The following is a 26,080-nucleotide window of genomic DNA, read 5'->3' as shown; positions in this document are numbered from 1 at the left end:
CGGCGTCGAGGCGCGTCGCCTCTGGTCGGGCGTAGGCTCGCGAGGGTGACGAGCATCCTCTACATCGGCGGTACCGGAACCATCAGCGCGGCGTGCGTCCGCCGCTCCGTCGCCCTCGGGCACGACGTCGCGGTCCTCAACCGCGGCAGCGCCCGGCGGCCCATCCCGCCCGAGGCGGAGCTGATCGAGGCCGACATCCGCGATGCCGCAGCGGTGCGCGCCGCACTGGGCAGTCGGCGCTTCGACGTGGTCGCGGAGTTCCTGGCCTTCACGCCCGACCACATCGCTTCCGATCTCGAGCTCTTCGAGGGGCGCACCGGGCAGTACGTGTTCATCAGCTCGGCCTCGGCGTACGAGAAGCCCCCGCGGCGGGTGCCGGTCACCGAGTCGACGCCGCTGCGCAATCCCTATTGGCAGTACTCGCGCGACAAGATCGCGTGCGAGGACGTCCTGGTCGCCGCCCACCGGGAGCGGGGGCTTCCTGTCACCATCGTCCGCCCCTCGCACACGTACGACGAGCGTCTGCTCCCCACCCTCGGCGGCTGGACCGACATCGCCCGCATGCGCGCGGGGCGTCCCGTCATCGTGCACGGCGACGGCACGAGCCTGTGGACGATCACGCACAGCGACGACTTCGCAGTCGCGTTCACGGGGCTCGTCGCGAACCCCGCGGCGATCGGAGAGGCGTTCACCATCACCGGAACGCACGCACCGACCTGGAACCAGATCTACGGCTGGCTGGCCGAGGCTGCGGGCGTGGCCGACGCCGACATCGTCCACGTCGCCTCCGACACGATCGCGGCGGTCGCCCCCGACCTCGGTCCCGGCCTGATCGGAGACAAGGCGCACTCGATGCTGTTCGACGTCTCGAAGGTGACTGAGCTCGTGCCGGAGTTCCGCACGACGGTCACGTTCGACGAGGGGGCGCGGCGGATCCTGGCGTACTACGACGCCGCCCCCGGCGCCCGCCGGGTCGACGAGGACCGCGACGCGCTGTTCGATCGCATCGCGGCCCACGCGCGTTCGGCCGGCTGACGCCGGATCCGATCCCCGCGCCGCGGACTGGATTTCACAGCCCGCGCATAGCCGGCTCCATAGGAAGCGCATAGGAAGCCATCCACAATGGACGCATGACCAACCCGGCACCGGCCCTCCTCCGTCCCGACGGCTCCAGCCTGCGCGTCCTCGTCGTGGACGACGAGCAGATGCTCACCGATCTGCTGTCGATGGCGCTGCGGATGGAGGGCTGGGAGGTGCGCACCGCCGGGTCGGGGTTCGAGGCGCTGCAGTCGGCGCGCGAGTTCGAGCCCGACGCCATGGTGCTGGACATCATGATGCCCGACCTCGACGGCATGGCCGTGCTGCAGCGGCTGCGCCAGGCCGGCGACGACGTCCCCGTGCTCTTCCTGACCGCCAAGGATGCCGTCACCGACCGCGTGGCGGGTCTCACCGCCGGCGGCGACGACTATGTGACGAAGCCGTTCAGCCTCGAGGAGGTGGTCGCGCGGCTCCGCGGCCTCATGCGCCGCGCCGGCACCGCGCACGCGGCGGGCGCCGAGCCGATCCTGCGCGTCGGGGACCTGACGCTCAACGAGGACAGCCACGAGGTCGAGCGCGCCGGTGAGCAGATCGAGCTCACCGCGACGGAGTTCGAGCTGCTGCGCTACCTCATGCGCAACCAGCGACGCGTCGTGTCGAAGGCGCAGATCCTGGACCGCGTGTGGAACTACGACTTCGGCGGCCGCTCCAGCGTCGTCGAGCTCTACATCTCCTACCTCCGCAAGAAGATCGACGCCGGCCGCGAACCCCTCATCCACACCGTGCGTGGTGTCGGCTACATGATCAAGGCGCCCCAGTGACGGACCGGAGCCGTACGACGACGGAGCCGGATGCCGCGACCGGCGCTGGCATCGAGCCCCCGCGCGACGAAGAGGCGCCCGGGACGGGTGCTCCTGCCTCGGACGAGCTTCCCCGGCGCGCCGCGTGGACGCTGCAGCGGAAGCTCATCGTCACCGTCGTCGGCATCACGTCGTTCATCATGGTGCTGGTCGGCGTGGCGACCAGCGCGATCCTGGGGACGGTGCTCGAGGAGGGACTGAGCAGCGAGCTGCGCTCGACCGCCGACCGCATGTCGGCGCTCACCCGGCAGCCCGTGGGTGCGGGGCTCACCGCTCAGGAGATCCTGGAGCAGCAGCCCCAGCAGGCCGGATTCCTGCTGGCCATCGAGACTCCCCCCTCATCGCCCACCGCGGCGGTGACCGAGCCGGACGGCACCGTGACCGCGCTCGACGACGAGCAGATCGAGCAGCTCGCGGCGGGACTGCGCGCAGAGGGCCCGCTGGTGGTGACCATCGACGGCGTCGGCACGTTCCGCGTCGAAGGGCGCAGCGTCGACGGTCAGTCGATCGTCGTCGTGGGGCTGTCCCGCGACGAGGTGGCCGCCACGATCGCGCGCATGCTCACCACCATCGGCCTGCTGACCGCCGGCGGCCTCATCCTCCTCGCGGTCGCGACGGCATGGACGATCCGCGCCGGCCTCGCGCCGCTGCGCGCGGTCGCCGCCACGGCCGAGCGGGTCTCCCGGCAGCAGCTGGACCAGGGCGAGGTGTCCATCAGCGAACGGGTCCCCGCGCGCCAGGCGGACCCCCGCACCGAGGTCGGCCGGGTCGGCGAGGCGCTGAACACGCTCCTGGACCACGTCGACGAGTCGCTCACCGCCCGCCAGCGCAACGAACAGCGCATGCGCGCGTTCGTCGCCGATGCCAGTCACGAGCTGCGCACGCCGCTCGCCTCGATCCGCGGCTACTCCGAGCTGTCGCTGAAGGCGCTCGGTCTGGCACCGCGGCCGGAGCCCGGGCCCGCCGCCGCGACCCTCGAGACGACCGAGGCGTCGCTGGAGCGCATCCAGGCGCAGTCGCTGCGGATGACGTCCCTCGTGGAGGATCTCCTCCTCCTCGCCCGGCTCGACGAGGGCCAGGAGCTGGTGTACGGCACGGTCGATCTCACGCGGCTCGCCATCGACGCGGTGGGCGATGCCCGCCCGACCGGTCCCGACCACGAGTGGGTGCTCGAGGTCGGCGACGAGCCCGTGCTCGTCGCGGGCGACGCGAGCCGCCTCCAGCAGGTCGTCACCAACCTGCTCGCGAACGCCCGCACGCACACACCTGCCGGCACCACGGTGACGGTGACGGTGGCGCGGGACGGCGGCACGGCCGTGCTCCGCGTCCATGACGACGGCCCCGGCGTCGACCCGCGCATCGCCGACGAGCTGTTCGAGCGCTTCGCCCGCGGCGACCGCTCACGCGCGCGTCAGACCGGGGGCACAGGCCTCGGCCTCTCGATCGCGCGCGCCATCGTCGACGCGCACGGGGGCTCCATCTCGGTGGACAGCCGGCCCGGCGACACCACCTTCGAGGTGCGCCTGCCCGCCCGTCCCCTCGATCCGGCCCCAGGGATCGGCGTCGGCACGGCTCAGTAGCCGCTGAAGGCGTCGGTGGTGATCGAACGGGCGCGCTCGAGGGCGGGAGCGAGATCGGCGATCAGACCGGCCGGCCCCGAGATGTAGGCGTGGCGGGAGGCGATGTCGGGTACCACCCGCATCAGGCCCTCGGCGTCCAGGCGCACGCCCTGCGCCCACTGCCAGTGACTCGGCAGGTCGACCGGACGGTCGCGCGTGAAGACCACGACGCGAGCGGCGGATGCCTCGATCTCGCCGCGGAACGCCAGCTCCGAGGCATCCGACGCGACATAGACCAGCACGATGTCGCGCTCGAGGCCCGCCGCGGTCAGATGCCGCAGCTGCGACACGAAGGGCGTCACGCCGATGCCGGCGGCGACCATGAGGATCGGCGCGGCATCGCGCTTGGGCAGCAGGAAGTCGCCCCACACCCCGGTGATCGCGAGGTCGTCGCCCGGCCGCACCTGCGCGAGGGCCTTCTTGTAGGAGCTCAGCGGCTTCGTGCCCGTGCCGTCCTTGAACGCGACCTTGAGCAGCGGCAGGTCCTCGGGCGCGGACGCGATGCTGAACTCGCGCCGCGTGCCGCGCGCGTCGGGGTGACGGTGCGGCACCTCCAGCTCCAGGTACTGCCCGGGCAGGAAGGCCAACCGGTCGTGCACCCGGAATGTGAGCTCTTCGACGGTCGGTGTGGGCTCGGCCCGCGAGACCAGGGTCAGCCGCACCGCCGTGCGCAGCGCGAACGCGAACGCGACCAGGTTGCCGATGAGCAGCGCCCGCTCCTGTCCGAGGGTGATGTCGCCGAGTGAGATCGGCCAGCCCGCGAGCACTCCGACGACCGCGGCGACGGTGAACTGCTGCCAGCGCCGGGGCGGCAGCGTGAGCGGCTCGGACAGCATGAAGGCGCCGAGGAACAGGAAGGGCGAGGACCACAGCACAGGCCACAGCACGTCGAGGATCTCCACCTCGACCCCGGCGGCCTGATACTGCGCGGCCGTGCGGATGACGGCGACCGCGACGGCGACGACGAGGAACACCGCCACGACCCGGAGCTTCTCGGTGCGCACCAGCACCGCCAGGCCCAGCACGATGACCGGTGCGGCGAGGGCGGGCGTGCCCACCCACCACGCCGACGAGCCGAGCGCCGGCCACGCGAGGCTCAGCAGCGTGAGCACGGTGGCACCCACGGCGGCGGGGTTGAAGATGTGGCGCCCGCGCCAGGCGAGCAGGTACTTCGAGAGGGACGCGACCGCGGCGGCGATCGCGATCCCCGCCAGCCCGGCGAGCTCCAGCGTCGGGCGCAGCACGAAGAGCAGGATGTGCGCCGTGATGAGCGATGACTCCAGGCGCCACGGCAGGGTCAGCACCCGCTGGGCGGCGGCATCCACCCCCACGCAGACGGCGGCGAGCACGAGCAGCGTCGCGATGAGCTCGACCGGGTCGGGTCCGACGAGGTCGAAGAGCGAGAGCACCAGGGCGACGACCGCGAGCGCCGCGAGCGCGAGGTAGACCAGGCGGTACATCGACACGCGGCCGAGCACCGCGAAGACGCGGTTCCAGAAGGCGGTGAGCGTTCCCACATCACACCGCCACGATCGGCTCGTGAATCACCGTTCCACGTTATCCGTTCGCAGGAACAGCTCGGCGCTGCAGCCGGGCGACCACTCCGCACGCCCGTCGGTCGTCACGCGCACCCATTCGACACCCCGCTCGTGCGCGAGGCGCGGGCCACCGTCGAAGAACAGCGCGGTCGCGACCGCGTCGGCCGTCATCGCGTCCCGCGCGACGGCCCACGTCGCGGCGATCGTGCGCACCGGCTGCCCCGTCCGCGCGTCGAGCACGTGATGCAGCGTCGTGCCGGTGGCCGACGGCCAGGCGCGCCGGGTGACCGCCGACGCGCACAGCGCGGCATCCGTCACCTCCCACACGCCGATCGCGCGACGCGGATCGAACGGATGCTCCAGCCCGATGCGCTGCGGCGTCCCCCGCACCGCCAGATCGCCGCCCGCGTCGACCGTGACGTCCCCCGCCGTCTCGTCGCATACGACGTCGAGCACGATGTCGACCAGGCGTCCCTTGCCGAGGGCGCCGACGTCGATCGTCGCGGCGCTGGAGAGCATGAGCCGCTCGTCGTCCCACGCGAGCAGCCTGCGCCAATCGGGGGGCGCCGCCACCGCCCCGCGATCGACCAGCGAGTACCGCGCGTCGTAGCCGAGCGCTTCGAGGGATCGCCCGACGAGCGGGTTCACGGCGCCGTCCGTCGCCTCCCACACCGCCGCCAGCGCGTCGAGCATCGGCCCGGCGTCGTCGGGGAGCGGGACTTCCCCGCCGGCCCGCGCGAGCCGGGTCACCACGGAGTCCTTCCGGAACCGCGACCAGGTGCGGTCGAACGCCTCGATGCGGCCCCGTACGCGGTCGCGGGCAGGCTCGGGCAGCGGCTCGACGGTGACGACCTCCCAGACGGTGCCGATGGCGTCGAATCGCCAGGAGGACGCCGACCCGCCCATGGCTCAGGCGGCCGCCTCGGACTTGATCGCCTCGATCGCCTCGTTGAAGCCTCCGCTGGTCAGCGACGAGCCCGCGACGCGGCTGACCTGGATGTCGTCGATGTCCTGCCCGACCACGACGTCCGCGATGCCGCCGATGAACCGCCCCTGGTACTCCTCGGACTCGCTCTTCTGCGGGTCGCCGGTCACCTCCACATCGGTGATGACGTCGCCCTCCAGGGTGACGGTGACAGTGATGGTCTCGACGGACTCGGGGGTCGCGTAGGCGCCGTCGGCGGTGTACGTGCCGTCGGCATACGAGCCCGAGGCGCTGCCGGAGCCCGTCGACCCGGAGCCGGTCGCTTCCTGATCGGCTCCGGTGGCCGGCTCCTCCGCATCGGAGGCCGTCGCCGCGCAACCGGCGAGGAGCGCGATCCCGGCGGCGGCGCTCAGTGCGGCGCCGGCTCGGACGGTGCGGGATGCGGGGGCGGTGCGGATCATTGCGGTCCTCCAGCTCGTGTCGTCGACGCGTCGGGCGTCGCGGCGATCCTCGCAACCGGTCCTATGAGGAAGCTTTGAGCGCGGGTGCCGGTGCGGACGCGGGCGGCCGGGCGCGCAGCAGCGCCTTGAGCACCTCGACGGCGACGAAGATCACGACCGAGAGCACGATGGGGAGGATCCACGCCGACGGGTCGAGCGGACGCGAGTCGAACAGCACGTTCATGAACGGCACATACGTGTAGATCAGCTGGAGGACGACGAGAGCAAGCGCTGACCACCACACCGCGCGGTTGCCGCGCAGCACGTCGAGGGTGAAGCTGGAGCGGGTCAGGAGCCGGCAGTTGAAGAGGTAGGCGAGCTGCCCCAGCGCGAGCATGAGCACCGCCTCGGTGCGTGCCACCTCGATGTCGACGCCGGTCGCCACGACGCCGTAGAACACGCCCATCGCCGCCCCGCCGATGAGGAACGACACGGCGAGCACGAAGCCGAGCTCGCGGCGGTCGATGATCGGCCCGCCGGTGGCGCGCGGGGGGCGTCGCATGATCCCGCGCTCGGCGGGCTCGTAGGCCAGCGCGAGCGAGAGGGTGACGGCGGTGACCATGTTGACCCACAGCACCTGCACCGACGTGAGGGGAAGGGCGAGCCCGAAGACGACCGCGACCAGGATGACGAGCGACTGCGCGCCGTTGGTGGGCAGCAGGAACACGATGGACTTGCGCAGGTTGTCGTAGATGCGCCTGCCCTCGGCGACGGCGCTGCGGATCGTGGCGAAGTTGTCGTCGGCGAGCACGAACTCCGCGGCCTCCTTGGTCGCCTCCGTGCCCTTGATCCCCATCGCGATGCCCACGTCCGCGCGCGTCAGGGCGGGGGCGTCGTTCACGCCGTCGCCGGTCATGGCGACCACCTCGCCGTGGGACTGCAGCGCGCGCACGATGCGGATCTTGTGCTCGGGGCTGGTGCGGGCGTAGACGTCGACGTCGCGCACCACCTCCCGCAGCTGCTCCTGGCTGAGCGCCTCGAGCTCGGTGCCGGTGAGAACCTCGGCGTCGGCGCCGGCGAGGCCCATCTCGCGGGCGATCGCCAGGGCGGTGCCGGCGTGGTCGCCGGTGATCATCTTCACGCCGATGCCGGCGGTGTGGCAGTCGGCGATCGCGTCGATCGCCTCCGGGCGCGGCGGATCGACGATCCCCCAGAGCCCGATGAACTCGAGGTCGACGAGGTCGTCCAGCGCGAACTCCTCGGTCGTCGCGCGCACGGGCTTGCGGGCGGCGGCGAGCACGCGCAGCCCGCGGGAGCTCAGCGCGGCGACCTGCTCCTCCCAGTGCGTGCGGTCCAGGGGCTGGGAGCCGTCCTCGCTCCGCTGCGTGAGCGAGCGCTCCAGCAGGCGGTCGGGCGCGCCCTTCACGAGGATCGCGCGCGACACCTCCCCCGCCGCCCCACCCGAGCGCGGGCCCTCGTTGAGCGTCGCCATCAGCTTGTTGGCCGAGTCGAACGGGATGACGGCGACGCGCCTTCCCCCCGCGCCCCCGACACCGCCCTTCATCGCGACGACCTTCAGTGCGCCCTCGGTGGGCTCGCCCACGAGGCTCCATCCGCCGTCGTCGTCGCGCACGATGTGGGCGTCGTTGCAGAGCGTGCCGATCGCCAGGATCGCGGAGAGGTCTCCGGGCAGCCCGTCCCCGGGCAGCCCGGCTCCGCCCGCCGGGGCGATGCGCCCCTCCGGCCGGTAGCCCAGACCGGTCACCTCGTAGTGCGCGAGGGGCGTGACGATGTGCCGGACCGTCATCTCGTTCCTGGTGAGCGTGCCGGTCTTGTCGGAGCAGACGGTGGTCACCGAGCCCAGCGCCTCGACAGCGGGGAGCTTGCGGGTGATGGCGTTGTGGCGGGCCATCTGCTGCACGCCGATCGCCAGCGTGATGGTCACGAGCGCTGGGAGGCCCTCGGGGATCGCCGCGACCGCGAAGCCGATGGCCGCCGAGATGAGCTCGGGGTACGGCATCCCGTGCAGGAAGCGCCCGATCATCATCATCACGGCCGCCATGCCCAGGATCACGAGCGTGAGGATCCGGCCGAACCCGTCGAGCTGGCGTGTGAGCGGTGTGGCGAGCGTCTCGGCCTCTTCGGCGAGGCTCTGGATCCGGCCGAGCTCGGTGGTCGCCCCGGTCGCGGTGACGACGCCCCGGCCCTGGCCGGCGCTCACGATGGTGCCCGAGAACGCCATCGACCGGCGGTCGCCGACGCCGGCGTCGGGGTCGACCGGGTCGTCGACCTTCGACGACGGGACCGACTCACCGGTGAGCGCCGCCTCGTCGATCCGCAGCTGGAAGGCCTCGAACAGCCGGAGGTCGGCGGGGACCTTGTCGCCCGGCATCAGCCGCACCACGTCGCCGGGGACGAGATCGGCCGCCGCCACCGTGACCCACCCGCCGTCGCGGCGGGCGCTGGCCTCGGCCGACAGCATCCCGCGAATCCCCGCGAGCGCCCGCTCGGCGCGCCCCTCCTGGATGTAGCCGATGACGGCGTTGATGATCGCGACGACCATGATGACCCAGAAGTCCAGCCAGTCCCCCATCAGCGCCTTGATGACGGCGGCGCCGAGGAGGATGTAGATCAGGGTGTCGTTGAAGTGCGAGAGGAACCGCAGCACGGCGGGGCGGCGCGCGGGCTCGGGAAGGCGGTTCGGCCCGGCGATCTCGAGGCGTCGGCCGGCGTCGTCGGAGGTCAGCCCCGACGCGTCGGCCTCGAGGTGCGCGAGCACCGCGTCCACGGGGAGCGCCCAGGGTCGTGCGACCGTCAGGCGGGCTTCGGTCAGCGGCTGGGACATCCTCACTCCGTCCTTGCGGTGCCGCCGCCCCGGCCGGTCCCGGGGTTCCGGGCCGCCTCGTCCGGCGTCGGCGTCAGGCGGCCCCGTCGAACATGCTGGTCACGGAGCCGTCCTCGAACACTTCGTGGATCGCCCGTGCGAGCAGCGGCGCGATAGGCAGAATCGTAAGGCTCGGGAAGCGCTTCTCGTCGGGGATCGGCACCGTGTCGGTGACGACGACCTGGTCGATGGCGGGGCTCTGCAGGCGCTGCGCCGCGGGGTCGCTGAAGATCGCGTGGGTCGCGGCGACGATGACCTTGACCGCGCCGTTGGCCTTGAGGGCCTCTGCGGCCTTCACGATGGTGCCGCCGGTGTCGATCATGTCGTCGACGAGGAGGCACACGCGGCCGTCGACGGCGCCGACGATCTCGTTGACGGTGACCTGGTTGGCGACGTTCGGGTCGCGGCGCTTGTGGATGATGGCCAGCGGCGCGCCGAGGCTGTCGGACCACGTGTCGGCGACGCGGACGCGGCCGGTGTCGGGCGAGACCACCGTGAGCCGGTCACGGTCCTCCGCGCTCAGGGTGTTCTCGAAGTACTCCAGCAGCACCGGCTTGGCGAAGAGGTGGTCGACGGGGCCGTCGAAGAAGCCCTGGATCTGCGCCGCGTGCAGGTCGACGCTCATGATGCGATCGGCGCCGGCGGTCTTGAACAGGTCGGCGACCAGGCGGGCGCTGATCGGCTCGCGACCTCTGCCCTTCTTGTCCTGACGCGAGTACGGGAAGTACGGGGCGACGACGGTGATGCGCTTCGCCGACGCGCGCTTGGCGGCGTCGAGCATGATGAGGGTCTCCATCATCCACTCGTTGACCGGGGGCCCGAAGCTCTGGATGAGGAAGAGGTCGCAGCCGCGGATCGACACCTCGAAGCGCGTCAGGATCTCCCCCGACGCGAACGTGCGGTACTCGGTGGGGACGAGCTCGGTGCTCAGCTGCTCGGCGACCTCGCCGGCCAGCTCGGGGTGCGAGCTGCCGCGTGCGACGACGAGGCGCTTCTTGGTCTTCGCGACGAGACCGGGGGCGATGTCGTTCGCCCGGTCGAGCTCAACGGTCTTCTTCTTGCGCGCCATCGTCCGCCTTCTGTGCGCCACGGGCCTTGGCGGCGACGTCCGCCGCACCTGTTCCCGGTCTGTTCTTCTCGACCCACCCCTCGACGTTCCGCTGAGGGGCGACGCTCAGTGCGAGGGCGCCGGCGGGGACATCCTTTCGGATGACCGCCCCGGCTCCGGTCTTCGCGCCGTCTCCGATCCTAACGGGCGCCACGAAGACGTTGTGCGAGCCGGCGTGCACCTCGTCGCCGATCTCGGTGCGGTGCTTGGTGAGGTCGTCGTAGTTGGCCGTGATGGCGCCCGCGCCCAGGTTGACGCCCCTGCCGATCGTCGTGTCGCCGATGTACGACAGGTGGGGCACCTTGCTGCGCTCGCCGATGGTCGAGTTCTTCGTCTCGACGAACGTGCCGATCTTGCCCTTGTCGCCGAGGTACGTGCCCGGACGGAGGTAGGCGAACGGGCCGACCGTCGCCCCGGCGCCGATGACTGCCAGCGTGGCGTCGGTGCGGGTCACGACCGCGTTCTCGCCGACCTCGCAGTCCACGAGGCTGGTGTCGGGGCCGACGGTGGCGCCGCCGGCGATCACCGTCGCGCGCAGGATGTGCGTGTTGGGCAGCACCGTCACGTCGGGCGCGAGCTTCGCCTCGACGTCGATCCAGGTCGTGGCCGGGTCGAGGATCGTCGCGCCCTCCAGCTGCCACCGCCGCACGGTGCGCGCGTTGAGCACACGGGCGGCCTCGGCGAGCTGGACCCGGTCGTTCACGCCCAGGGCGGCGGCGGCATCCGGCGCGGGCTGGGCCGCCACGGCGAACCCGTCGCCGCGCAGCAGCGCAACGACGTCGGTGAGGTACTTCTCGCCCTGTGCGTTGGCGGTGCCGACGAGCGCGAGCTCGGTGCGCAGCGCCGTCGCCTGGAAGACGTAGACGCCCGCGTTGATCTCGGTGACGGATGCCTCCTCCGCGGTGGCGTCCTTCTGCTCGACGATCCGCGACACGGTGCCGTCGGCGTCGCGGATGACGCGCCCGTAGCCGGTGGCGTCGCCCACCGTGGCGCTCAGGACCGTCGCGGCGACGGCGCGATCGCGGTGCGTGCGCACGAGCGCGGCGAGCGTGTCGGTCTCGAGCAGCGGCACGTCGCCGCTGAGGACCAGCACGTCCCCGGCGAAGTCGGCCAGCGCGTCCAGGGCCACCTCGACCGCGCGGCCGGTGCCGGGGATCTCGTCCTGGTCGACCACCACGACGTCGGGCGCGGCGCCGGCGACGGCCTCCGCCACGAGATCGCGCTCGTGGCGGACGACCACGACCACGCGCTGCGGATGGAGGGAGAGCGCGGTGTCGAGCACGTGCCCGACCAGCGGACGGCCGCCGATGCGGTGCAGCACCTTCGGCAGCGAGGACTTCATGCGCGTGCCCTGCCCGGCGGCGAGCACGATGACGGCCAGGGGGGTGTCACGGGGGGTGTCGGTCATGCTCCGCCGCCAGGACTCGAACCTGGACCTCACAGCTCCAAAGGCTGTCGTGCTGCCACTACACCACGGCGGACCGCCGCTCGCGCGGCCTCGTCAAGTCTGCCAGACCGCCCACCGGTCACTGAGCCTGTCGATGGCGGTACCTGCCGCGGCGCCCCGCGATAATGAAGGCATGACGGCGCAGAGCGACGAGGTGGACCGCATCGTCGAAGCGTGGATCACCCAGCGACCCGACCTCGACTTCTCGCCGCTGGGCGTGCTGTCGCGCGTCGACCGGCTGTCACGTCATCTCGACCGCGCACGCCGCGACGCCTTCCGGCGCAGCGAGCTCGAGCCATGGGAATGGGACGTTCTGTCGGCCCTGCGCCGCGCCGGCGAGCCGTTCCAGCTCAGCCCGAAGCAGCTGCTGCAGCAGACCCTCGTCTCCAGCGGCACCATGACCAATCGCATCGACCGGCTGGTCGGCCGCCGCCTCGTGCGGCGCGAGGCCGACCCCGACGACGGCCGCAGCGTGCTGGTGACGCTGACCGACGAGGGCAGGATCCGGGTGGATGCCGCGATCACACGGCTCGTCGACGCCGAGGCGCTCCTGCTGGAGAGCCTCTCCCGCGCCGACAGGGACCGCCTGGCCGCGCTGCTGCGAAAGCTGAGCCTCGGGTTCGACAGCGCGGACTGAGCGGACGGCGCTCAGCCGATCTGCTCCGTGAGCTCGAACCAGCGCTCCTCGACGCCGTCCCGCTCCTTCTCGAGCTCGCCGATGCGCGTCATCTCCGCGCCGAGGCCGACGTAGTCCGACTGGTCGTGGTCGGCGAGCGCCGTGCGTGCCGCATCGATCTGCGACTCGAGCTTCTCCAGCCGCCGCTCCAGCGCGGCGACCTCCTTCTGCGCCGCCCGCAGCCCCTGCCCCGACAGCGAGGGGGACGCCGCGGGCGCGGCATCCGTCGCCTTCTCGGTCGCCGGCGACGCCCCGCGCTCCCGCTCGCGCAGCCGCAGATACTCTTCGACGCCGCCGGGAAGGTGACGCAGGCGACCGCCGAGGATCGCGTACTGCTGGTCGGTGACGCGCTCGAGGAAGTAACGGTCGTGCGAGACGACCAGGAGCGTCCCCGGCCACGAGTCGAGGAGGTCCTCGATAGCGGCCAGCATGTCGGTGTCGAGGTCGTTCGTGGGCTCGTCGAGGATGAGGACGTTGGGCTGCTCGAGGAGGATGAGCAGCAGCTGCAGCCGCCGCTTCTGCCCGCCGGAGAGGTCCTTCACCGGCGTCGAGAGCTGCGCGTTCAGGAAGCCCATGCGCTCGAGGAGCTGTCCGGGCGTCAGCTCCTGCGCCTTGGATCCGCTGCCGAACGTGTACGTGGTGCGCAGGCCCGCGATGACGACCCGCACGGGATCGTCGAGGTGCTCGTCGAGCTCGTCGAGACGCTGGGTCAGCGTCGCGACCTTGACGGTCTTCCCCCGCTTGACGCGGCCCGTCGTCGGCTGGACGTCGCCGGACACCAGGCCGAGGAGCGTCGACTTGCCGGCGCCGTTGACGCCGAGGATGCCGGTGCGCTCGCCCGGTGCGATGCGCCACTCGACGGGCCGCAGCACCTCACGCCCGGCGTAGGAGACGCCCGCGTCGAGAAGGTCGACGACGTCCTTCCCCAGCCGCGAGACGGCGAGGGAGCGCAGCTCGGTGGCGTCGCGGATCTCGGGGACGTCGGCGATGAGCACGTTCGCGGCGTCGATGCGGAACTTCGGCTTCGACGTGCGCGCGGGCGCACCGCGGCGCAGCCACGCCAGCTCCTTGCGTGCGAGGTTCTGGCGCCGCTGCTCGATGACGGCAGCCTGGCGGTCCCGCTCGACCCGCTGCAGGATGTATGCCGCGTAGCCGCCCTCGAACGGCTCGACGATGCGGTCGTGCACCTCCCAGGTCGTCGTGCACACCTCGTCGAGGAACCACCGGTCGTGCGTCACGACGAGCAGTCCGCCCTGGTTGGCGGGCCAGCGCCGCTTGACGTGGTCGGCGAGCCACGCGATCGCCTCGACGTCGAGGTGGTTCGTCGGCTCGTCGAGGAACAGCACGTCGTGGTCGCCCACGAGGAGGGCGGCGAGTGAGACGCGCCTCCGCTGGCCGCCGGAGAGCCCGGCGACGGGCCCGTCCCAGGCGAGGTCGCCGAGGAGTCCGGCGATGACGTCGCGCGCGCGTGCGTCGCCGGCCCACTCGTGATCCGGCCGGTCGCCGACGACCGCCTGACGCACCGTGAGCGCCTCGTCGAGGACGTCGGCCTGGTCGAGAACCCCGACCCGCACGCCCCCGCGCACGGTGACGCGTCCGCCGTCGGGTTCGAGGCGGCCGGCGAGCATCGCCAGCAGGCTCGACTTGCCGTCGCCGTTGCGTCCGACGACGCCGATGCGGTCGCCCTCGTCGATGCCCAGCGACACGCGGTCGAAGACGACCTTGGTCGGGAACTCCAGGTGCAGGGCCTCGGCCCCCAGAAGATGTGCCATCCCTTACAGGCTAGGCGAGGGAGAGGAACAGCTTCTCCAGCTCGTCGGGCTGCGGGCCGTCGGCGTCGGGGTCCGACAGACACCCCTTCAGCGCTGTCGAGATGACGAGGAAGCCCGCCCGGTCGATGGCTTTGGAGACGGCCGAGAGCTGCTGGACGACGTCGCGGCAGTGCGCGTCGCCCTCCACCGCCGCGATGACGGCGGCGAGCTGGCCGTGCGCCCGTCGCAGCCGGTTGGCGATCTTGCGCTGAGCCTCGGGGTCGTAGGCCGAGATGGCCCCAGTGGCGTCCGTCATGGCGGGTCCTTCCGATCGGATTTGACATCGATAATACCCCGTGGGGTATAGTTCGGGATACCCCCCAGGGTATTCATCCAATCAACGGAAGCGAGTGGGATCCATGTGCCGAGCAACGACATGCCGCATCTGCGGGAAGACGACGTGGGCCGGATGCGGACAGCATGTGCAGTCCGTGAAGCGGACCGTGCCGGCGTCGCAGTGGTGCGACGGCAACCACACCGCAGCACAGCGCGACGCCGCCACCGCGACGAGCGGCGGATTCTTCGCACGCCTCTTCAGCCGATAGGACCGGACCCCATGACCACGACAGCACTCACCGCCGCCGACTTCGAGACCACCGTGACCGGCGAGGGCATCGTCCTCGTCGACTTCTGGGCCGCGTGGTGCGGCCCCTGCCGGGCGTTCGCACCGGTGTTCGAGCAGGCCGCCGCCCGGCACCCCGACATCGTGTTCGCGAAGGTCGACACCGAGGCCGAGCAGCAGCTCGCCGCGGCGATGCGGATCACCTCGATCCCCACCCTGATGGTCTTCCGCGACGGCATCCTCGTCTTCTCGCAGCCGGGCGCCCTCGCCGCGCCTCAGCTCGAACAGCTCGTCGCGGGCGCCCGCGCCCTCGACATGGACGACGTCCGGCGACAGATCGCCGCACACGAAGCCCGCGGCGCGGACGCCGCCTGAGCCAGACGACGGAGACGCGACATGCTGCTCGAGCACATCTACGACGAGGACCTCGCTCAGGCGAGCTACGTGATCGGATGCCAGGCCCAGGGCGTGGCGATCGTCGTCGACCCGCGCCGCGACGTCGAGGTCTATCTCGAGATCGCCCGCAAGAACGGGATGAAGATCACCGCGGTGACCGAGACCCACATCCACGCGGACTACCTGTCCGGCACGCGCGAGCTCGCCGCCAGGACCGGCGCGACGATGCACGTCTCCGACGAGGGCGGGCCCGACTGGACGTACGGCAGCGGGTTCGCCGACGCGGTGAGGATGAAGGACGGTCACGAGATCCGGATCGGCAACATCACCGTCACGGCGGTGCACACCCCGGGCCACACCCCCGAGCACCTGTCATTCCTCGTCACCGACGGCGCCTATGCCGACGCCCCCGGTTTCATGCTCACCGGCGACTTCGTGTTCGTCGGCGACATCGGGCGTCCCGATCTGCTGGACGAAGTGGCGGGCGGCGTCGACACGCGCTTTTCCGGAGCCCGGGACCTCTTCGCGAGTCTGCGCGACAAGTTCCTCACACTGCCCGACTACGTGCAGGTGCTCCCCGCGCACGGCTCGGGAAGCGCGTGCGGCAAGGCGCTCGGCGCGGTGCCGACGTCGACCGTGGGCTACGAGCGCGCCTTCGCGTGGTGGAGCCGCTATCTCCGCGACGACGACGAGCAGGGCTTCGTCGACGAGCTGCTCAGCGGCCAGCCCGACGCCCACGCGTACTTCGCACGGATGAAGGCGCAGAACAAGAGCGGCCCCGCCGTCCTCGGGCCCCGGCCCCCGCTGGTCGAATACGCACCCGACCGCCTGCGGGCGGCGCTGTCCGCCGGTGAGGTGATCTTCGTCGACACCCGCCACCACCGCCAGGTGCACGAGGGGACGGTCGCCCGTTCGCTCAACATCCCGGGTGCGGCGAAGGCCGCCACCTACGGCGCGTGGGTGTACGACCCCGAGCGCGAGAGCCGTCCGCTGGTCGTCCTGGCGGAGGACCGCGAACACGCCGACGAGCTGCGCGATCATCTGGTCCGCGTCGGGATCGACGCGGTCGCCGGCTTCGCGACGTCTCTCGCGGGCCTCGACCTCGTCACGCCCGCCACGGTGGCGCCGGACGCCCTCGGCGAATTCCCGCACTCGCTCCTGCTGGACGTGCGCATCAGGACGGAGTACGCGGCGGGGCACCTGCCCGGCGCGCAGCAGCTCAGCGGCGGGCGCGCCCTGTGGGAGCGGGCCCGGCTCGCGGGGTCAGGCACGATCGTCACGTACTGCCAGAGCGGCGTGCGCAACAGCGTCACGGCCAGCGCCCTGCGCCGCGACGGGTTCGACGTCGTCGAGCTCGACGGGTCGTACCTCGGCTGGCTGGCCGTCCCGGGCAATGTGCCGGTGACCGACGAGACCGCGTCCGACACCACGCTCGCGGCATAGCGCGCCCTGCGCGCAGCCCGGCACCACCCGGAGATCCGCCATGGACCCCAGTCATTTCGTCGCAGGGCTGCTGCTCGCAGTGGTCGTCGGCGTCCTGCTCGGCCTCCTCGGCGGCGGCGGCTCGACCGGCACCGCCGTCGCCGGATCCTTCGTCGGCAGCGCCCTCGCCGGACGACTCCCCGAGCGCGCGCTGCGGACGGGCTTCGGCGTCTTCGTCCTCGCCATGGGTGCATTCGTGCTCTCCCAGGAGCTTCCCCGGCTGCTGGCGCTCGCGCCCGGCTGACGGCAGGACCCACCCCCTTCCCCCTCCCCCATTCCCCCGCATCACAAGGAGAACACCATGTCCCGCATCCCCGCGATCATCCTGGGCGCCGCGGCGCTCGCGCTGACCCTCACCGGCTGCGCCGGCGCCGCCGCGTCGCCCGTCGACGTCAGCGATGAGGCGATCATCATCGACGTGCGCACGGCGCAGGAGTACGCGGCAGGCCACCTCGACGGAGCGGAGAATCTCGACGTCACCTCGGGAGAGCTGTCCGCGGCCCTCGCGACGCTCGAGCAGGACGCGGAGTACCTCGTCTACTGCCGGTCGGGCAACCGCTCCGCCCAGGCCGTCCGGCTCATGCAGGACGCCGGGTTCACCGATGTGACCGACCTCGGCTCACTCGACCAGGCCGCGCAGTCGACGCAGCTCCCCGTCGTGGGCTGACCGGCGATCAGTACCAGAAGCTGAGGCGCGGCGTCGTGTGCCAGGACAGCAGGCGCGTCGCCGCGGCGATCGGCCCGGTGCCGTCGGGGCCCTCGTGCGAGGCATCCGTCACACGCACCCGGCCGGCCGCGGCGAGCGTCGCGAGCGAGACGCCGCCGAGGTAGGTCGCCGACAGCTCGGCGATGCCCAGCTCGACCACCGGCGCGTCCGGCTCCTCGTCGTCCGCGAGGCGCCGGACGCGGCCCGCGCCGGCCTCGTCCACCTCGAGCAGCCAGCGCCCGCCGGCGAGGTCCAGCGGATCGGAGACGTCGAGCACGACACGCCCCGCGGCACCGTACCGGCGCGCCTCCAGCGCGGTGACCACATCGATGATCCGCACGTACTGGTGGTCGCGCACCGTCACCTTCGCAGCGCGCTGGTCGGCGATCATCCACAGCAGCGGCTCGTCCGCCGAAAGCTCCGCCGCGTGCACCTCGGCCACCAGATCGAGCTCGAGCAGGAACCGCCACAGCGCGGCATAGGCGGCATCCGTCTCGGCCAGCAGGTAGCGGACCTCCACGGTCGCCTTCGTGAAGTCGTCGTGGTTCTCGCGCACCGTGTACACCGCCGCGCCGCGGACCTCGCCGTCGGCATCGGCGTACTGCACCGCGCGCCTGTCCCCGGCCTTCTCGGCCGTGGGGTTCGTACCGGCGAAGCCGTCCCAGTGACCTCCGGGCACGTCGATCTCGCCCGCGGTCCGCCGGCGGACGCGCTCGTGCAGCATCGGCAGCAGCTCGCGCACCCGCTCGCGGCTGATGAAGTCGATGCGCCCGTCGGGCCGAGGACCCACCCACCCCGCGCGCCTGGTCTCGATGCGCCACGAGGCCCCCGCCGCCGCCGGCCCGAAGCCGTAGCGTCCGTACAGGGTCGACTCGCTCACGGTGAGCATCGCCATGGGCACGCGGGCGTCCCGGGCTGCGCGCAGCTCGCCCTCGAGCATCGCGCGCGCCACGCCGCGCCGGCGGTGCGTCGGCGCCACCGTGACGGCGGAGATCGCGCACGACGGGATGACGCCGCCACCGGGCACCGTGAGCTCGCCGATCCACGACGCGATGGTCGCCACCGGGGTCTCGGGCGCGGGTCCCGCGCCGTCGAAGACGCCGGTGAGCCTGCGGTATCCGCTGCGCTCGCGCGCAGCGGCGATCTGCTCGTCGCTGCGCTCGCCGTCCTGGAAGCCGCGCGCGACCGACTGCAGCCAGGGCGCATACCCGTCGCCGTCGACGGCGACGCGGCGATAGTCCAGACCGGTGCGGGCGAGGCTCTCGCGGGACCGGGCGTCGACGTCGCCGGCGCGGAAGGCCGCGCGGTCGGACTCGCCGGCAGGGGCGTGGGCGTCGGGCTCGTTCATGGATCCTCCGTGTCTGCCGCGGGGCGCGGCCTGAGTCGATGCGGCGTGCTACGGCAGCACGCGGGCTCCGGCGACGGGACCGTGCACGTGCAGCGCCTCGTACCCCGCAGCCGACAGCGTGATCTGGACCTCGAGCGCCGCCTCCGGGTCGACGGCGAGGAAGGCGAGCGTCGGCCCCGATCCCGAGACCATCCCGCTCAGAGCGCCGGACTGCTCGCCGAGCTCCAGCACCTCGCGCAGCTCGGGGCGCAGCGAGAGCGCGGCGATCTGCAGGTCGTTGCGGGTGTGCTCGGCCAGCGCGACGGGGTCGCCCGCGCGCAGGGCCTGCAGCACGCCCGGTTCGACGGCGGGCACCCGGGCGCCGGCGGCGATGTCGGGGCGATCCCGCAGCTCGTCGAGGTGCGCGTACACCTCGGGCGTCGACAGCCCGGCGTCCGAGGGGACCACCACCCAGTCGAATCGTCCCTTCGCCAGGGCGGGGCTCAGCTGGTCGCCCCTGCCGGTGCCGATCGCCGTGCCGCCCAGCAGCGCGAAGGGCACATCGGCCCCCAGGCGCGACGCGAGCTTGAGCAGCTCGGCCGTGCCGAGCTCGGCGCCCCACAGCGCATCGCACGCGACGAGGGCGGCCGCGGCATCCGCGGATCCTCCCCCCATGCCGCCGGCGACCGGCACGTGCTTGACGATGTCGAGATGCGCGCCGCCCGTGTGGCCGATCCGCTGCGCGACGAGCCTCGCGGCACGCACCGCGAGGTTGCGGTCGTCGGCGGGCACGCCCGAGACGTCGACCGTCCCCGTGACGGCGACCGTGAAATCGTCGCTGGGCGTCGCCCACACGTCTTCGTACAGCGAAACCGCCTGATATGCCGACGCCACATCGTGGTAGCCGTCGGACTGCACGCCGCCGACCTCGAAGAAGAGGTTCAGCTTTCCCGGCGCCCGAACCCTGACGCCGTCGGCGGCGAGGGCCTGGCTCACCGGTTCGCCGATTCCGCCCAGAGGTCCACGTCGATCCCGTCCGACAGGGCGTCGATGCGCTCCTCCTCCTCCATCGTGAAGGCGGGACCGTCGAGCGCCTTGAGGTTCTCGTCGAGCTGCGCGGGACGCGACGCACCGATGAGCGCCGAGGCGACCACCGGTTCGCGGAGCACCCACTGGATCGCCATCTGCGCCAGGGACTGCCCTCGCTCCTTCGCGATGACGTCGAGCGAGCGCAGCGTCGACAGGCCCCTGTCGCTGAGCGGGCCGCCGGGAAGCGAGGCCCGCTGCTGGGCGCGGTCGGCGGTGCCGCCGGCGAGGTACTTGTCGGTGAGCAGGCCCTGCGCCAGCGGCGTGAAGGCGATCGCCCCCATGCCCTCCTTCTTCAGCACGCCCGTCAGGCCGTCCTCGACCCAGCGGTTGAGGATCGAGTACGCGGGCTGGTGGATCACCAGCGGAGTGCCGAGCGACCGGGCGACGGATGCCGCCACCGCCGTGCGCTCGGCGCTGTACGACGAGATGCCGACGTAGAGCGCCTTGCCCTGCCGCACGAGGGTGTCGAGGGCTCCGACGGTCTCCTCGATCGGCACGTCCGGGTCGACGCGGTGGGAGTAGAAGATGTCGACGTAGTCGATGCTCATCCGCTTCAGGGACTGCTCGGCGCTGGCGATGATGTACTTCCGCGACCCGCCGTTGCCGTACGGGCCGTGCCACATGTCGTAGCCCGCCTTCGACGAGATGATGAGCTCGTCCCGGTACGGGGCGAAGTCCTCCCGCATCATCCGGCCGAAGTTCGTCTCGGCCGTGCCGTAGGGCGGGCCGTAGTTGTTCGCGAGGTCGAAATGGGTGATGCCCCGGTCGAACGCGTGACGCAGCAGCGCGCGCTGGTCGTCGAACGGGATGTTGTCGCCGAAGTTCCACCACAGCCCCAGCGAGACCGGCGGCAGCGTGAGTCCCGACGTCCCGACACGGCGGTAGGATGACCTCGCGTAGCGGTCGGCGTCGGCGGTGTAGGGGCGGTGGAGGTCTCCTCCACGGGACAGGTAGCGCGCGTCTTCGGTCACCGGTCCAGGCTAGCGACGTCGGCGGCGACGTGCAGGGGTTCGGGCACGCACACCCTCGGACAGCGTGTCAAGGGCCTGGCCCGAAACGTCCGCGTAACGGAACCTCTTTATGGTGGCGTCACCAGGCGTGAGCCCCGCCGCGCGCCACCACCCCGCCTCGCCTCGCCCCAGAAGGAGGACTGCATGACCGTGCTGTCTGCGCTGCCCCGTGCCACCGACCCGTCGACCGCGCTCATCGAGCGTCCTGACGTGGTCGTCGATCGCGGAGTCCTCCATCTCGTGCACGACGACCTCGCCCCGCACCAGGCGCGCGAGGCCGATCTGCTCCTGGTCGCCTCCGTGCTCGAGGAGGCGGGCATCGATGTGCTCCTCATCCGTCATGACCGCAGGCTTCCCGCGCTCGTGGTCGATGTCAGCCGACGCGAGGCCGCGCAGGCGGCCCTCGCGGCCGTGTGCGACCGGGAGCCGCTGTACCTGAAGGCGAAGGGCCGGGCCCCGGTACTGGCGTGCGACGCGCCCGCGCTCTCGGACGCCCCCTCCGTCGTTCGGGTGTACCGCCCGCGGCTGACGAGCTCGGGCGGGCATCGCTACGGCGCGGCGTGGGGCGTGCACCTGGAGTTCTGGCGCTTCGGCGCCGACACCGTCGACGCGCCGCGCGACAACGCGCTGACGCGCCGCGTCACGGCTACGGACGACATCGCGTACGAGACCGTCGAGCGGCACGGGCGCCCGTGGCGATCCGTCGCGGGGATGTTCGATCCGCAGCCGCTGGAGGTCGTCGACGACATCGACATCGTCTTCTCGTGGGTCGACGGCTCGACCAGCGAGTTCCAGCGGCAGCGCGCCGCCCAGATGGCCGAGTACGTGGTCGGCGACGGCGACGACGGCCCCGCCCGCTACCGGCACGTCGACGAGCTGCGGTACGCCCTGCGCAGCGTCCACATGTACGCACCGTGGGTCCGTCGCATCTTCATCGCCACCGACTCCCCCGCCCCGTCGTGGCTGCTCGACCACCCCAAGGTGACGATCGTGCGCAGCGAGGAGTTCTTCGCAGACCCGTCGGTGCTGCCGACGCACAACTCGCACGCGATCGAGGCGCAGCTGCATCGCATCCCCGGCCTCGCCGAGCACTTCCTCTACTCCAACGACGACATGTTCTTCGGCCGCCCCGTCGAGCCCGAGCTGTTCTTCACGCCCGGCGGCGTCACGAAGTTCGTCGAGTGCGAGGTGCGTATCGGGGCCGGTGCCCCGGCGCCGCACCGCAGCGGCCACGACAACGGTCTGCGGGTGAACCGCGCGCTCCTGCGCGAACGGTTCGCCCGCACGATCGTCCGCGACCTGGAGCACTGCGCCGCACCGCTGCGCAAGAGCGTCATGGCCGAGCTCGAGGCGGCCTTCCCCGAGGACTTCGCGCGGACCGCGGCATCCCGCTTCCGCTCCGCCACCGACATCTCGGTGACCAACAGCCTCTACCACTACTACGCGCTGCTCACGGGCCGGGCGATCTCGACGCGCGCCCCGCGGGTGCGTTACGTGCAGACGACGGTCGCGTCCGGATTGCGCCGGATGCAGCGGCTCACCGAGCGCGCCGACGCCGACATGTTCTGCCTCAACGACGGCGGCGAGGTCGAGGTGCCGGAGGAGATCCGCGTACGGGCGATCCGCGACGCGCTGGAGCGCCTTTTCCCGGTGCGCGCCCCGTGGGAGCGCGACGAGCTCAGCGCAGCACGGGAATCGGCTCGGTCGGCGCATCCCTCCGCTCGGCGATGACGGGCGCCACGCCGGCGGACGCGAGCCGGCGGGCGGCCTCCGCCGCGTCGATGTGCTCGAGCGTGCGCGGCGCGTCGACCGGCACGACCGAGTGCACCACCGTGTCGTCGTAGACGTGCACGATGTTGAACGCCTGCGCGCCGTCCTGAGGCCGCGTGCCGCCGACCGGCACGGTGAGGTCCTGCGCGTAGCAGGTCGATGACGCGACCGAGACCGGGATGCCGGCGAACGTCGCGAAGGTGGAGTAGTGCAGGTGGCCGGCGATGATCCCGCGCACGTCGGTGGCGCGCAGCACGTCGGCGAGCCGGCGCTGATCCCGCAGCTCGACGCTGGCCGCCAGGGGCAGGACGCTCGGCACCGGCGGGTGGTGCATCGCGAGGATCGAGCCCAGCGGCGCAGGCGTGGCCAGCACGTCGCGGAGCCACTCCAGCTGCGCCTCGCTCACCTCACCGTGGTGGTGGCCGGGCACGGTCGTGTCGAGCGTGACGACCCGGAGGCCGTCGAGCTCGTCGACCCGGTCCACCGGGAGGGCGGCGGATGCCTCGTCGAGGAGGCCCGCACGGAAGGCGCCGCGGTCGTCGTGGTTGCCCATCACCCACAGCACGTGCGCGCCGAGGCGCGCGGCGAAGGGCTCGACGAGCGCCCTCAGCGCGGCGTAGGCGCCCGGCTCGCCGAGGTCGGCGAGATCGCCGGTGACGACGATCGCGTCGGGCAGGATTCCGCTCGCCTCGATGGCGTCGATGGTCTGCGCCAGACGCTCGGCGCCGTCGACGGCGTCGAAGAGGCGCGGGGTGGCGGCATCCCGGAGGTGGGTGTCGCTCAGGTGCAGCAGGATGCGTTCGGGGGCCGGGTACTCGGCGGTGCGCATGTCGGGTTCACTCCGGTCCGCCGGATGGCGATCTGCCAGTGTAACCGGACGGCGGACGCTCGGAATGTTACCGGCTTGTTTCGAAAGGTCTCCGACGACGCGGTGAAGATCCGCTGAATATCACCTTTCCAGCGGCTCCGCCGCGCGGGCGATCCGCATGTAGTCGTCGACGGAGAGGTCCTCGCCGCGCGCCGTCGGCGCCACGCCCGCGGACTCGAGGACGGCGGATGCCGCGGTGGATGATCCGCCGAGCACCTGCGACAGCGCCTGGCGCAGCATCTTGCGCCGCTGCTGGAACGCCGCGTCGACGATGCCGAAGGTGCGGCGCCGCAGCGCCTCGTCGCCGCGCGGCTCGGGATCGCGGCGGAAGCCCACCAGCACGGAGTCGACGTTGGGCACCGGCCAGAACACCTGCCGCGACACCGTGCCGGCCAGTCGCCACGGTCCGTACCACGCCGCCTTGACGCTCGGCGCGCCGTACACCTTCGAACCCGGCGCCGCGGCCAGGCGCTCGCCGACCTCGGCCTGCACCATCACCACGCCCCGTTCGAGGCCCGGGAACGTCTCGAGGAAATGCAGGAGCACCGGCACGCTGACGTTGTAGGGCAGGTTCGCCACCAGCACCGCCGGGTCGCCGGGCAGCGCCGTGACGCGCAGCGCGTCGGCGTCCACCACGGTGAGCGCGCCGTCGTCGACGCCGTGGGCTGCCGCCGTGGCCGGCAGCCGCTCGGCCAGACGGTGGTCGATCTCGACGGCGGTGACCGATGCCCCGGCCTCGAGGATGGCGAGGGTCAGCGACCCGAGACCGGGCCCCACCTCCACCACGCGGTCGCCCGCCGAGACCTGGGCGACGGCCACGATCTTGCGCACGGTGTTCGCGTCGACCACGAAGTTCTGCCCGAGCTTCTTCGTCGGCGTGACGTCGAGTTCTGCGGCCAGCGAGCGGATCTCGGCCGCACCGAGCAGTGTCACGGGCATGCACTCACTGTAGCCGCGCGATGCAGGTCGCCCGGACCCGCGCAACGCCTTGACAGCGTCGCCAGCGCCACGCCAGGGTGTGCCCCAGTGCAGGCGGGAACCGCGTGCCGGGCGAACGAGGAGGATCCATCCCATGACTTCGGCGCACACGTCCGGTCACGACGTCTCGGTCCCGCTCGCGAGGGTGGTGCTCGTCGCCTCGACCGCCGCGCTCGGCGGGTTCCTGTTCGGCTTCGACACCGCCGTGATCAACGGCGCGGTGAGCGCGATCGGCGAGCAGTTCCAGACCGGACCCTTCCTCCTGGGCTTCTCGGTCGCCTCGGCCCTCATCGGCTGTGCGATCGGAGCGTGGTTCGCCGGACGCATCGCGGACCGGTACGGCCGCATCCGCGTGATGATCATCGCCGCGATCCTGTTCGTCGCGAGCGCCCTCGGCTGCGGCCTCGCCTTCAGCGTGTGGGACCTGTCGTTCTGGCGGGTGGTGGGCGGTCTGGGCGTGGGCGCGGCATCCGTCATCGCCCCCGCCTACATCGCCGAGGTCTCACCCCCGGCGTACCGCGGACGCCTGGGCTCGCTGCAGCAGATGGCGATCGTCACGGGCATCTTCGTGGCGCTCCTCACCGACGCCGCCATCGTCGCCGCCGCGGGCACCGCCACCGCTCCGTGGCTGCTCGGCCTCGAGGCGTGGCGGTGGATGTTCCTGTCGGAGCTCGTCCCCGCGGTGATCTACGGCGCCCTCGCGCTCACGATCCCCGAGTCGCCGCGATACCTCATCGCGCGCGGTGAGATGAAGCGGGCCAAGGACGTGCTGTCGCGGTACGTGGGCGGCGACGTGGAGAAGACCTCGACCGACATCCTGAAGACCGTCGAGGGCAAGGAGGACCGGCCGCGATTCCGCATCCTCCGCGGCAACGCCCTCGGCCTGCTGCCGATCGTCTGGATCGGCATCGGCCTGTCGGTGCTCCAGCAGTTCACGGGCATCAACGTGATCTTCTACTACTCCACGACGCTGTGGCAGGCGGTCGGCTTCACCGAGCAGGACTCGCTCACGATCACCGTCATCACCTCGGTCACGAACATCGTCACCACGATCGTCGCGATCATGCTCATCGACCGCGTCGGCCGCAGGCCGCTGCTGCTCATCGGCGCGATGGGTCAGTTCGTGTGCCTCGGCGTGCTGACGGTGATCTTCGCCTCGGCCCCGATCGTCGACGGCGAGCCCGTCCTGGAGGGTGCGGCCGGCACGATCGCGCTGCTGGCGGCGAACCTCTACGTCGTCTTCTTCGGAGCGTCGTGGGGGCCGGTCGTCTGGGTGCTGCTGGGCGAGATGTTCAGCAACCGCATCCGCGCGGTGGCGCTGTCGGTCGCCGCGGCCGCCCAGTGGGCTGCGAACTTCGTCATCTCCACGACGTTCCCCGCACTCGCCGCGGTCGGGCTCGGACTCGCGTACGGCGTGTACACGTTCTTCGCGTTCGTGGCGATCTTCTTCGTGATCCGGTACGTCCGCGAGACGAAGGGGCAGACTCTGGAGTCCATGGTCGACTCGCCCGCGCGCCGGAGGGCCTCGTAGGGGCCGGCTCGCGGG

At 71.9% G+C, this 26,080-nt stretch carries 24 protein-coding genes and 1 tRNA gene; 11 read left to right on the top strand and 14 right to left on the bottom strand.

Going from position 1 to position 26,080, the window contains the following annotated elements; genetic code table 11:
- Positions 1-45 precede the first annotated feature (45 nt).
- The 3 genes from ACWGUG_RS16120 to ACWGUG_RS16110 all read left to right on the top strand — a co-directional run bounded on the left by ACWGUG_RS16120 (position 46) and on the right by ACWGUG_RS16110 (position 3,478).
- The gene (locus ACWGUG_RS16120; protein ID WP_452325288.1) at positions 46-1,035 is read left to right on the top strand and encodes an SDR family oxidoreductase; all 990 of its coding nucleotides are present in this window, start codon (positions 46-48) and stop codon (positions 1,033-1,035) included.
- Positions 1,036-1,130: 95 nt separating this feature from the next.
- Positions 1,131-1,859: a response regulator transcription factor gene (locus ACWGUG_RS16115; protein ID WP_336396472.1), complete on the top strand. Its 729-nt coding sequence runs from the start codon at positions 1,131-1,133 to the stop codon at positions 1,857-1,859.
- 179 nt (positions 1,860-2,038) lie between these two features.
- Entirely contained in the window at positions 2,039-3,478 is a 1,440-nt protein-coding gene (locus ACWGUG_RS16110; RefSeq protein ID WP_452325326.1) for a sensor histidine kinase, read from the top strand.
- Here the strand turns inward: ACWGUG_RS16110 and ACWGUG_RS16105 are convergent.
- The 7 genes from ACWGUG_RS16105 to ACWGUG_RS16075 all read right to left on the bottom strand — a co-directional run bounded on the left by ACWGUG_RS16105 (position 3,472) and on the right by ACWGUG_RS16075 (position 11,893).
- A complete protein-coding gene (locus tag ACWGUG_RS16105) occupies positions 3,472-5,034 on the bottom strand; it encodes an FAD-dependent oxidoreductase (RefSeq protein WP_336396474.1) in 1,563 nt (520 codons plus the stop codon). The genes ACWGUG_RS16110 and ACWGUG_RS16105 overlap by 7 nt on opposite strands.
- A 27-nt stretch (positions 5,035-5,061) precedes the next feature.
- The gene (locus tag ACWGUG_RS16100; protein ID WP_452325287.1) at positions 5,062-5,961 is read right to left on the bottom strand and encodes an FAD:protein FMN transferase; all 900 of its coding nucleotides are present in this window, start codon (positions 5,959-5,961) and stop codon (positions 5,062-5,064) included.
- A gap of 3 nt (positions 5,962-5,964) precedes the next feature.
- Entirely contained in the window at positions 5,965-6,441 is a 477-nt protein-coding gene (locus tag ACWGUG_RS16095; RefSeq protein ID WP_336396476.1) for an FMN-binding protein, read from the bottom strand.
- Positions 6,442-6,502: 61 nt separating this feature from the next.
- Positions 6,503-9,265 (bottom strand): cation-translocating P-type ATPase, encoded by a 2,763-nt coding sequence (locus ACWGUG_RS16090; protein ID WP_452325286.1) that lies wholly within the window; start codon positions 9,263-9,265, stop codon positions 6,503-6,505.
- Between the two features lie 73 nt (positions 9,266-9,338).
- Positions 9,339-10,373 carry a ribose-phosphate diphosphokinase gene (locus tag ACWGUG_RS16085; RefSeq protein ID WP_336396478.1) on the bottom strand — a complete coding sequence of 345 codons (1,035 nt, stop codon included), beginning with the start codon at positions 10,371-10,373 and terminating at the stop codon, positions 9,339-9,341.
- On the bottom strand, positions 10,348-11,820 hold the full coding sequence (gene glmU, locus ACWGUG_RS16080) for a bifunctional UDP-N-acetylglucosamine diphosphorylase/glucosamine-1-phosphate N-acetyltransferase GlmU (RefSeq protein WP_336396479.1): 1,473 nt from the start codon (positions 11,818-11,820) through the stop codon (positions 10,348-10,350). The genes ACWGUG_RS16085 and glmU overlap by 26 nt, the downstream gene beginning before the upstream one ends.
- A 1-nt stretch (position 11,821) precedes the next feature.
- Positions 11,822-11,893: transfer RNA gene (locus ACWGUG_RS16075), tRNA-Gln, on the bottom strand.
- Positions 11,894-11,992: 99 nt separating this feature from the next.
- On the opposite strand from ACWGUG_RS16075, the gene ACWGUG_RS16070 reads away from it, so the two are divergent.
- On the top strand, positions 11,993-12,496 hold the full coding sequence (locus ACWGUG_RS16070) for a MarR family winged helix-turn-helix transcriptional regulator (RefSeq protein WP_336396480.1): 504 nt from the start codon (positions 11,993-11,995) through the stop codon (positions 12,494-12,496).
- Positions 12,497-12,507: 11 nt separating this feature from the next.
- Here the strand turns inward: ACWGUG_RS16070 and ACWGUG_RS16065 are convergent, their stop codons facing one another.
- Entirely contained in the window at positions 12,508-14,307 is a 1,800-nt protein-coding gene (locus tag ACWGUG_RS16065) for an ABC-F family ATP-binding cassette domain-containing protein (protein WP_452325285.1), read from the bottom strand.
- Between the two features lie 10 nt (positions 14,308-14,317).
- Positions 14,318-14,602: a metal-sensitive transcriptional regulator gene (locus ACWGUG_RS16060; protein WP_378881520.1), complete on the bottom strand. Its 285-nt coding sequence runs from the start codon at positions 14,600-14,602 to the stop codon at positions 14,318-14,320.
- Between the two features lie 103 nt (positions 14,603-14,705).
- Here ACWGUG_RS16060 and ACWGUG_RS16055 point away from each other — a divergent pair, with 103 nt between their 5' ends.
- The 5 genes from ACWGUG_RS16055 to ACWGUG_RS16035 are packed head-to-tail and all read left to right on the top strand — an operon-like array spanning position 14,706 to position 17,453.
- Positions 14,706-14,891: a hypothetical protein gene (locus ACWGUG_RS16055; protein WP_336396483.1), complete on the top strand. Its 186-nt coding sequence runs from the start codon at positions 14,706-14,708 to the stop codon at positions 14,889-14,891.
- Between the two features lie 11 nt (positions 14,892-14,902).
- Positions 14,903-15,283, top strand: coding sequence for a thioredoxin (gene trxA / locus ACWGUG_RS16050; RefSeq protein ID WP_336396484.1), 381 nt, complete (start codon positions 14,903-14,905; stop codon positions 15,281-15,283).
- A 21-nt stretch (positions 15,284-15,304) separates the two neighbouring features.
- On the top strand, positions 15,305-16,747 hold the full coding sequence (locus ACWGUG_RS16045) for an MBL fold metallo-hydrolase (RefSeq protein ID WP_452325284.1): 1,443 nt from the start codon (positions 15,305-15,307) through the stop codon (positions 16,745-16,747).
- Between the two features lie 40 nt (positions 16,748-16,787).
- Complete coding sequence (locus tag ACWGUG_RS16040) at positions 16,788-17,030, top strand: hypothetical protein (RefSeq protein ID WP_336396486.1); 243 nt, start codon at positions 16,788-16,790, stop codon at positions 17,028-17,030.
- 57 nt (positions 17,031-17,087) lie between these two features.
- Positions 17,088-17,453: a rhodanese-like domain-containing protein gene (locus tag ACWGUG_RS16035; RefSeq protein ID WP_336396487.1), complete on the top strand. Its 366-nt coding sequence runs from the start codon at positions 17,088-17,090 to the stop codon at positions 17,451-17,453.
- A gap of 7 nt (positions 17,454-17,460) precedes the next feature.
- Here ACWGUG_RS16035 and ACWGUG_RS16030 read toward each other — a convergent pair whose 3' ends face one another.
- Genes ACWGUG_RS16030 through ACWGUG_RS16020 form a run of 3 tightly spaced genes read right to left on the bottom strand, consistent with a single transcriptional unit; the run spans position 17,461 to position 20,879 of the window.
- Positions 17,461-18,840, bottom strand: coding sequence for a GNAT family N-acetyltransferase (locus ACWGUG_RS16030; protein WP_452325283.1), 1,380 nt, complete (start codon positions 18,838-18,840; stop codon positions 17,461-17,463).
- A 48-nt stretch (positions 18,841-18,888) separates the two neighbouring features.
- Entirely contained in the window at positions 18,889-19,815 is a 927-nt protein-coding gene (locus ACWGUG_RS16025; protein WP_336396489.1) for a 4-(cytidine 5'-diphospho)-2-C-methyl-D-erythritol kinase, read from the bottom strand.
- Positions 19,812-20,879 carry an aldo/keto reductase gene (locus ACWGUG_RS16020; protein WP_452325282.1) on the bottom strand — a complete coding sequence of 356 codons (1,068 nt, stop codon included), beginning with the start codon at positions 20,877-20,879 and terminating at the stop codon, positions 19,812-19,814. Before ACWGUG_RS16020 ends, ACWGUG_RS16025 begins: the two co-directional genes overlap by 4 nt.
- A gap of 183 nt (positions 20,880-21,062) precedes the next feature.
- On the opposite strand from ACWGUG_RS16020, the gene ACWGUG_RS16015 reads away from it, so the two are divergent.
- Positions 21,063-22,649, top strand: a complete 1,587-nt coding sequence (locus ACWGUG_RS16015; RefSeq protein WP_452325281.1) for a stealth conserved region 3 domain-containing protein — start codon at positions 21,063-21,065, stop codon at positions 22,647-22,649.
- Here ACWGUG_RS16015 and ACWGUG_RS16010 read toward each other — a convergent pair.
- Together ACWGUG_RS16010 and rsmA are read right to left on the bottom strand one after the other, a co-directional pair.
- Positions 22,597-23,517, bottom strand: a complete 921-nt coding sequence (locus tag ACWGUG_RS16010; protein ID WP_452325280.1) for a phosphodiesterase — start codon at positions 23,515-23,517, stop codon at positions 22,597-22,599. The genes ACWGUG_RS16015 and ACWGUG_RS16010 overlap by 53 nt on opposite strands.
- A 120-nt stretch (positions 23,518-23,637) precedes the next feature.
- The gene (rsmA, locus tag ACWGUG_RS16005) at positions 23,638-24,495 is read right to left on the bottom strand and encodes a 16S rRNA (adenine(1518)-N(6)/adenine(1519)-N(6))-dimethyltransferase RsmA (protein WP_452325279.1); all 858 of its coding nucleotides are present in this window, start codon (positions 24,493-24,495) and stop codon (positions 23,638-23,640) included.
- Between the two features lie 133 nt (positions 24,496-24,628).
- On the opposite strand from rsmA, the gene ACWGUG_RS16000 reads away from it, so the two are divergent.
- The gene (locus tag ACWGUG_RS16000) at positions 24,629-26,065 is read left to right on the top strand and encodes a sugar porter family MFS transporter (protein WP_336396494.1); all 1,437 of its coding nucleotides are present in this window, start codon (positions 24,629-24,631) and stop codon (positions 26,063-26,065) included.
- Positions 26,066-26,080 lie beyond the last annotated feature (15 nt).

The organism is Microbacterium sp. NPDC055455 (assembly GCF_053619935.1).
This window is presented reverse-complemented; position numbering and strand designations above follow the sequence as displayed.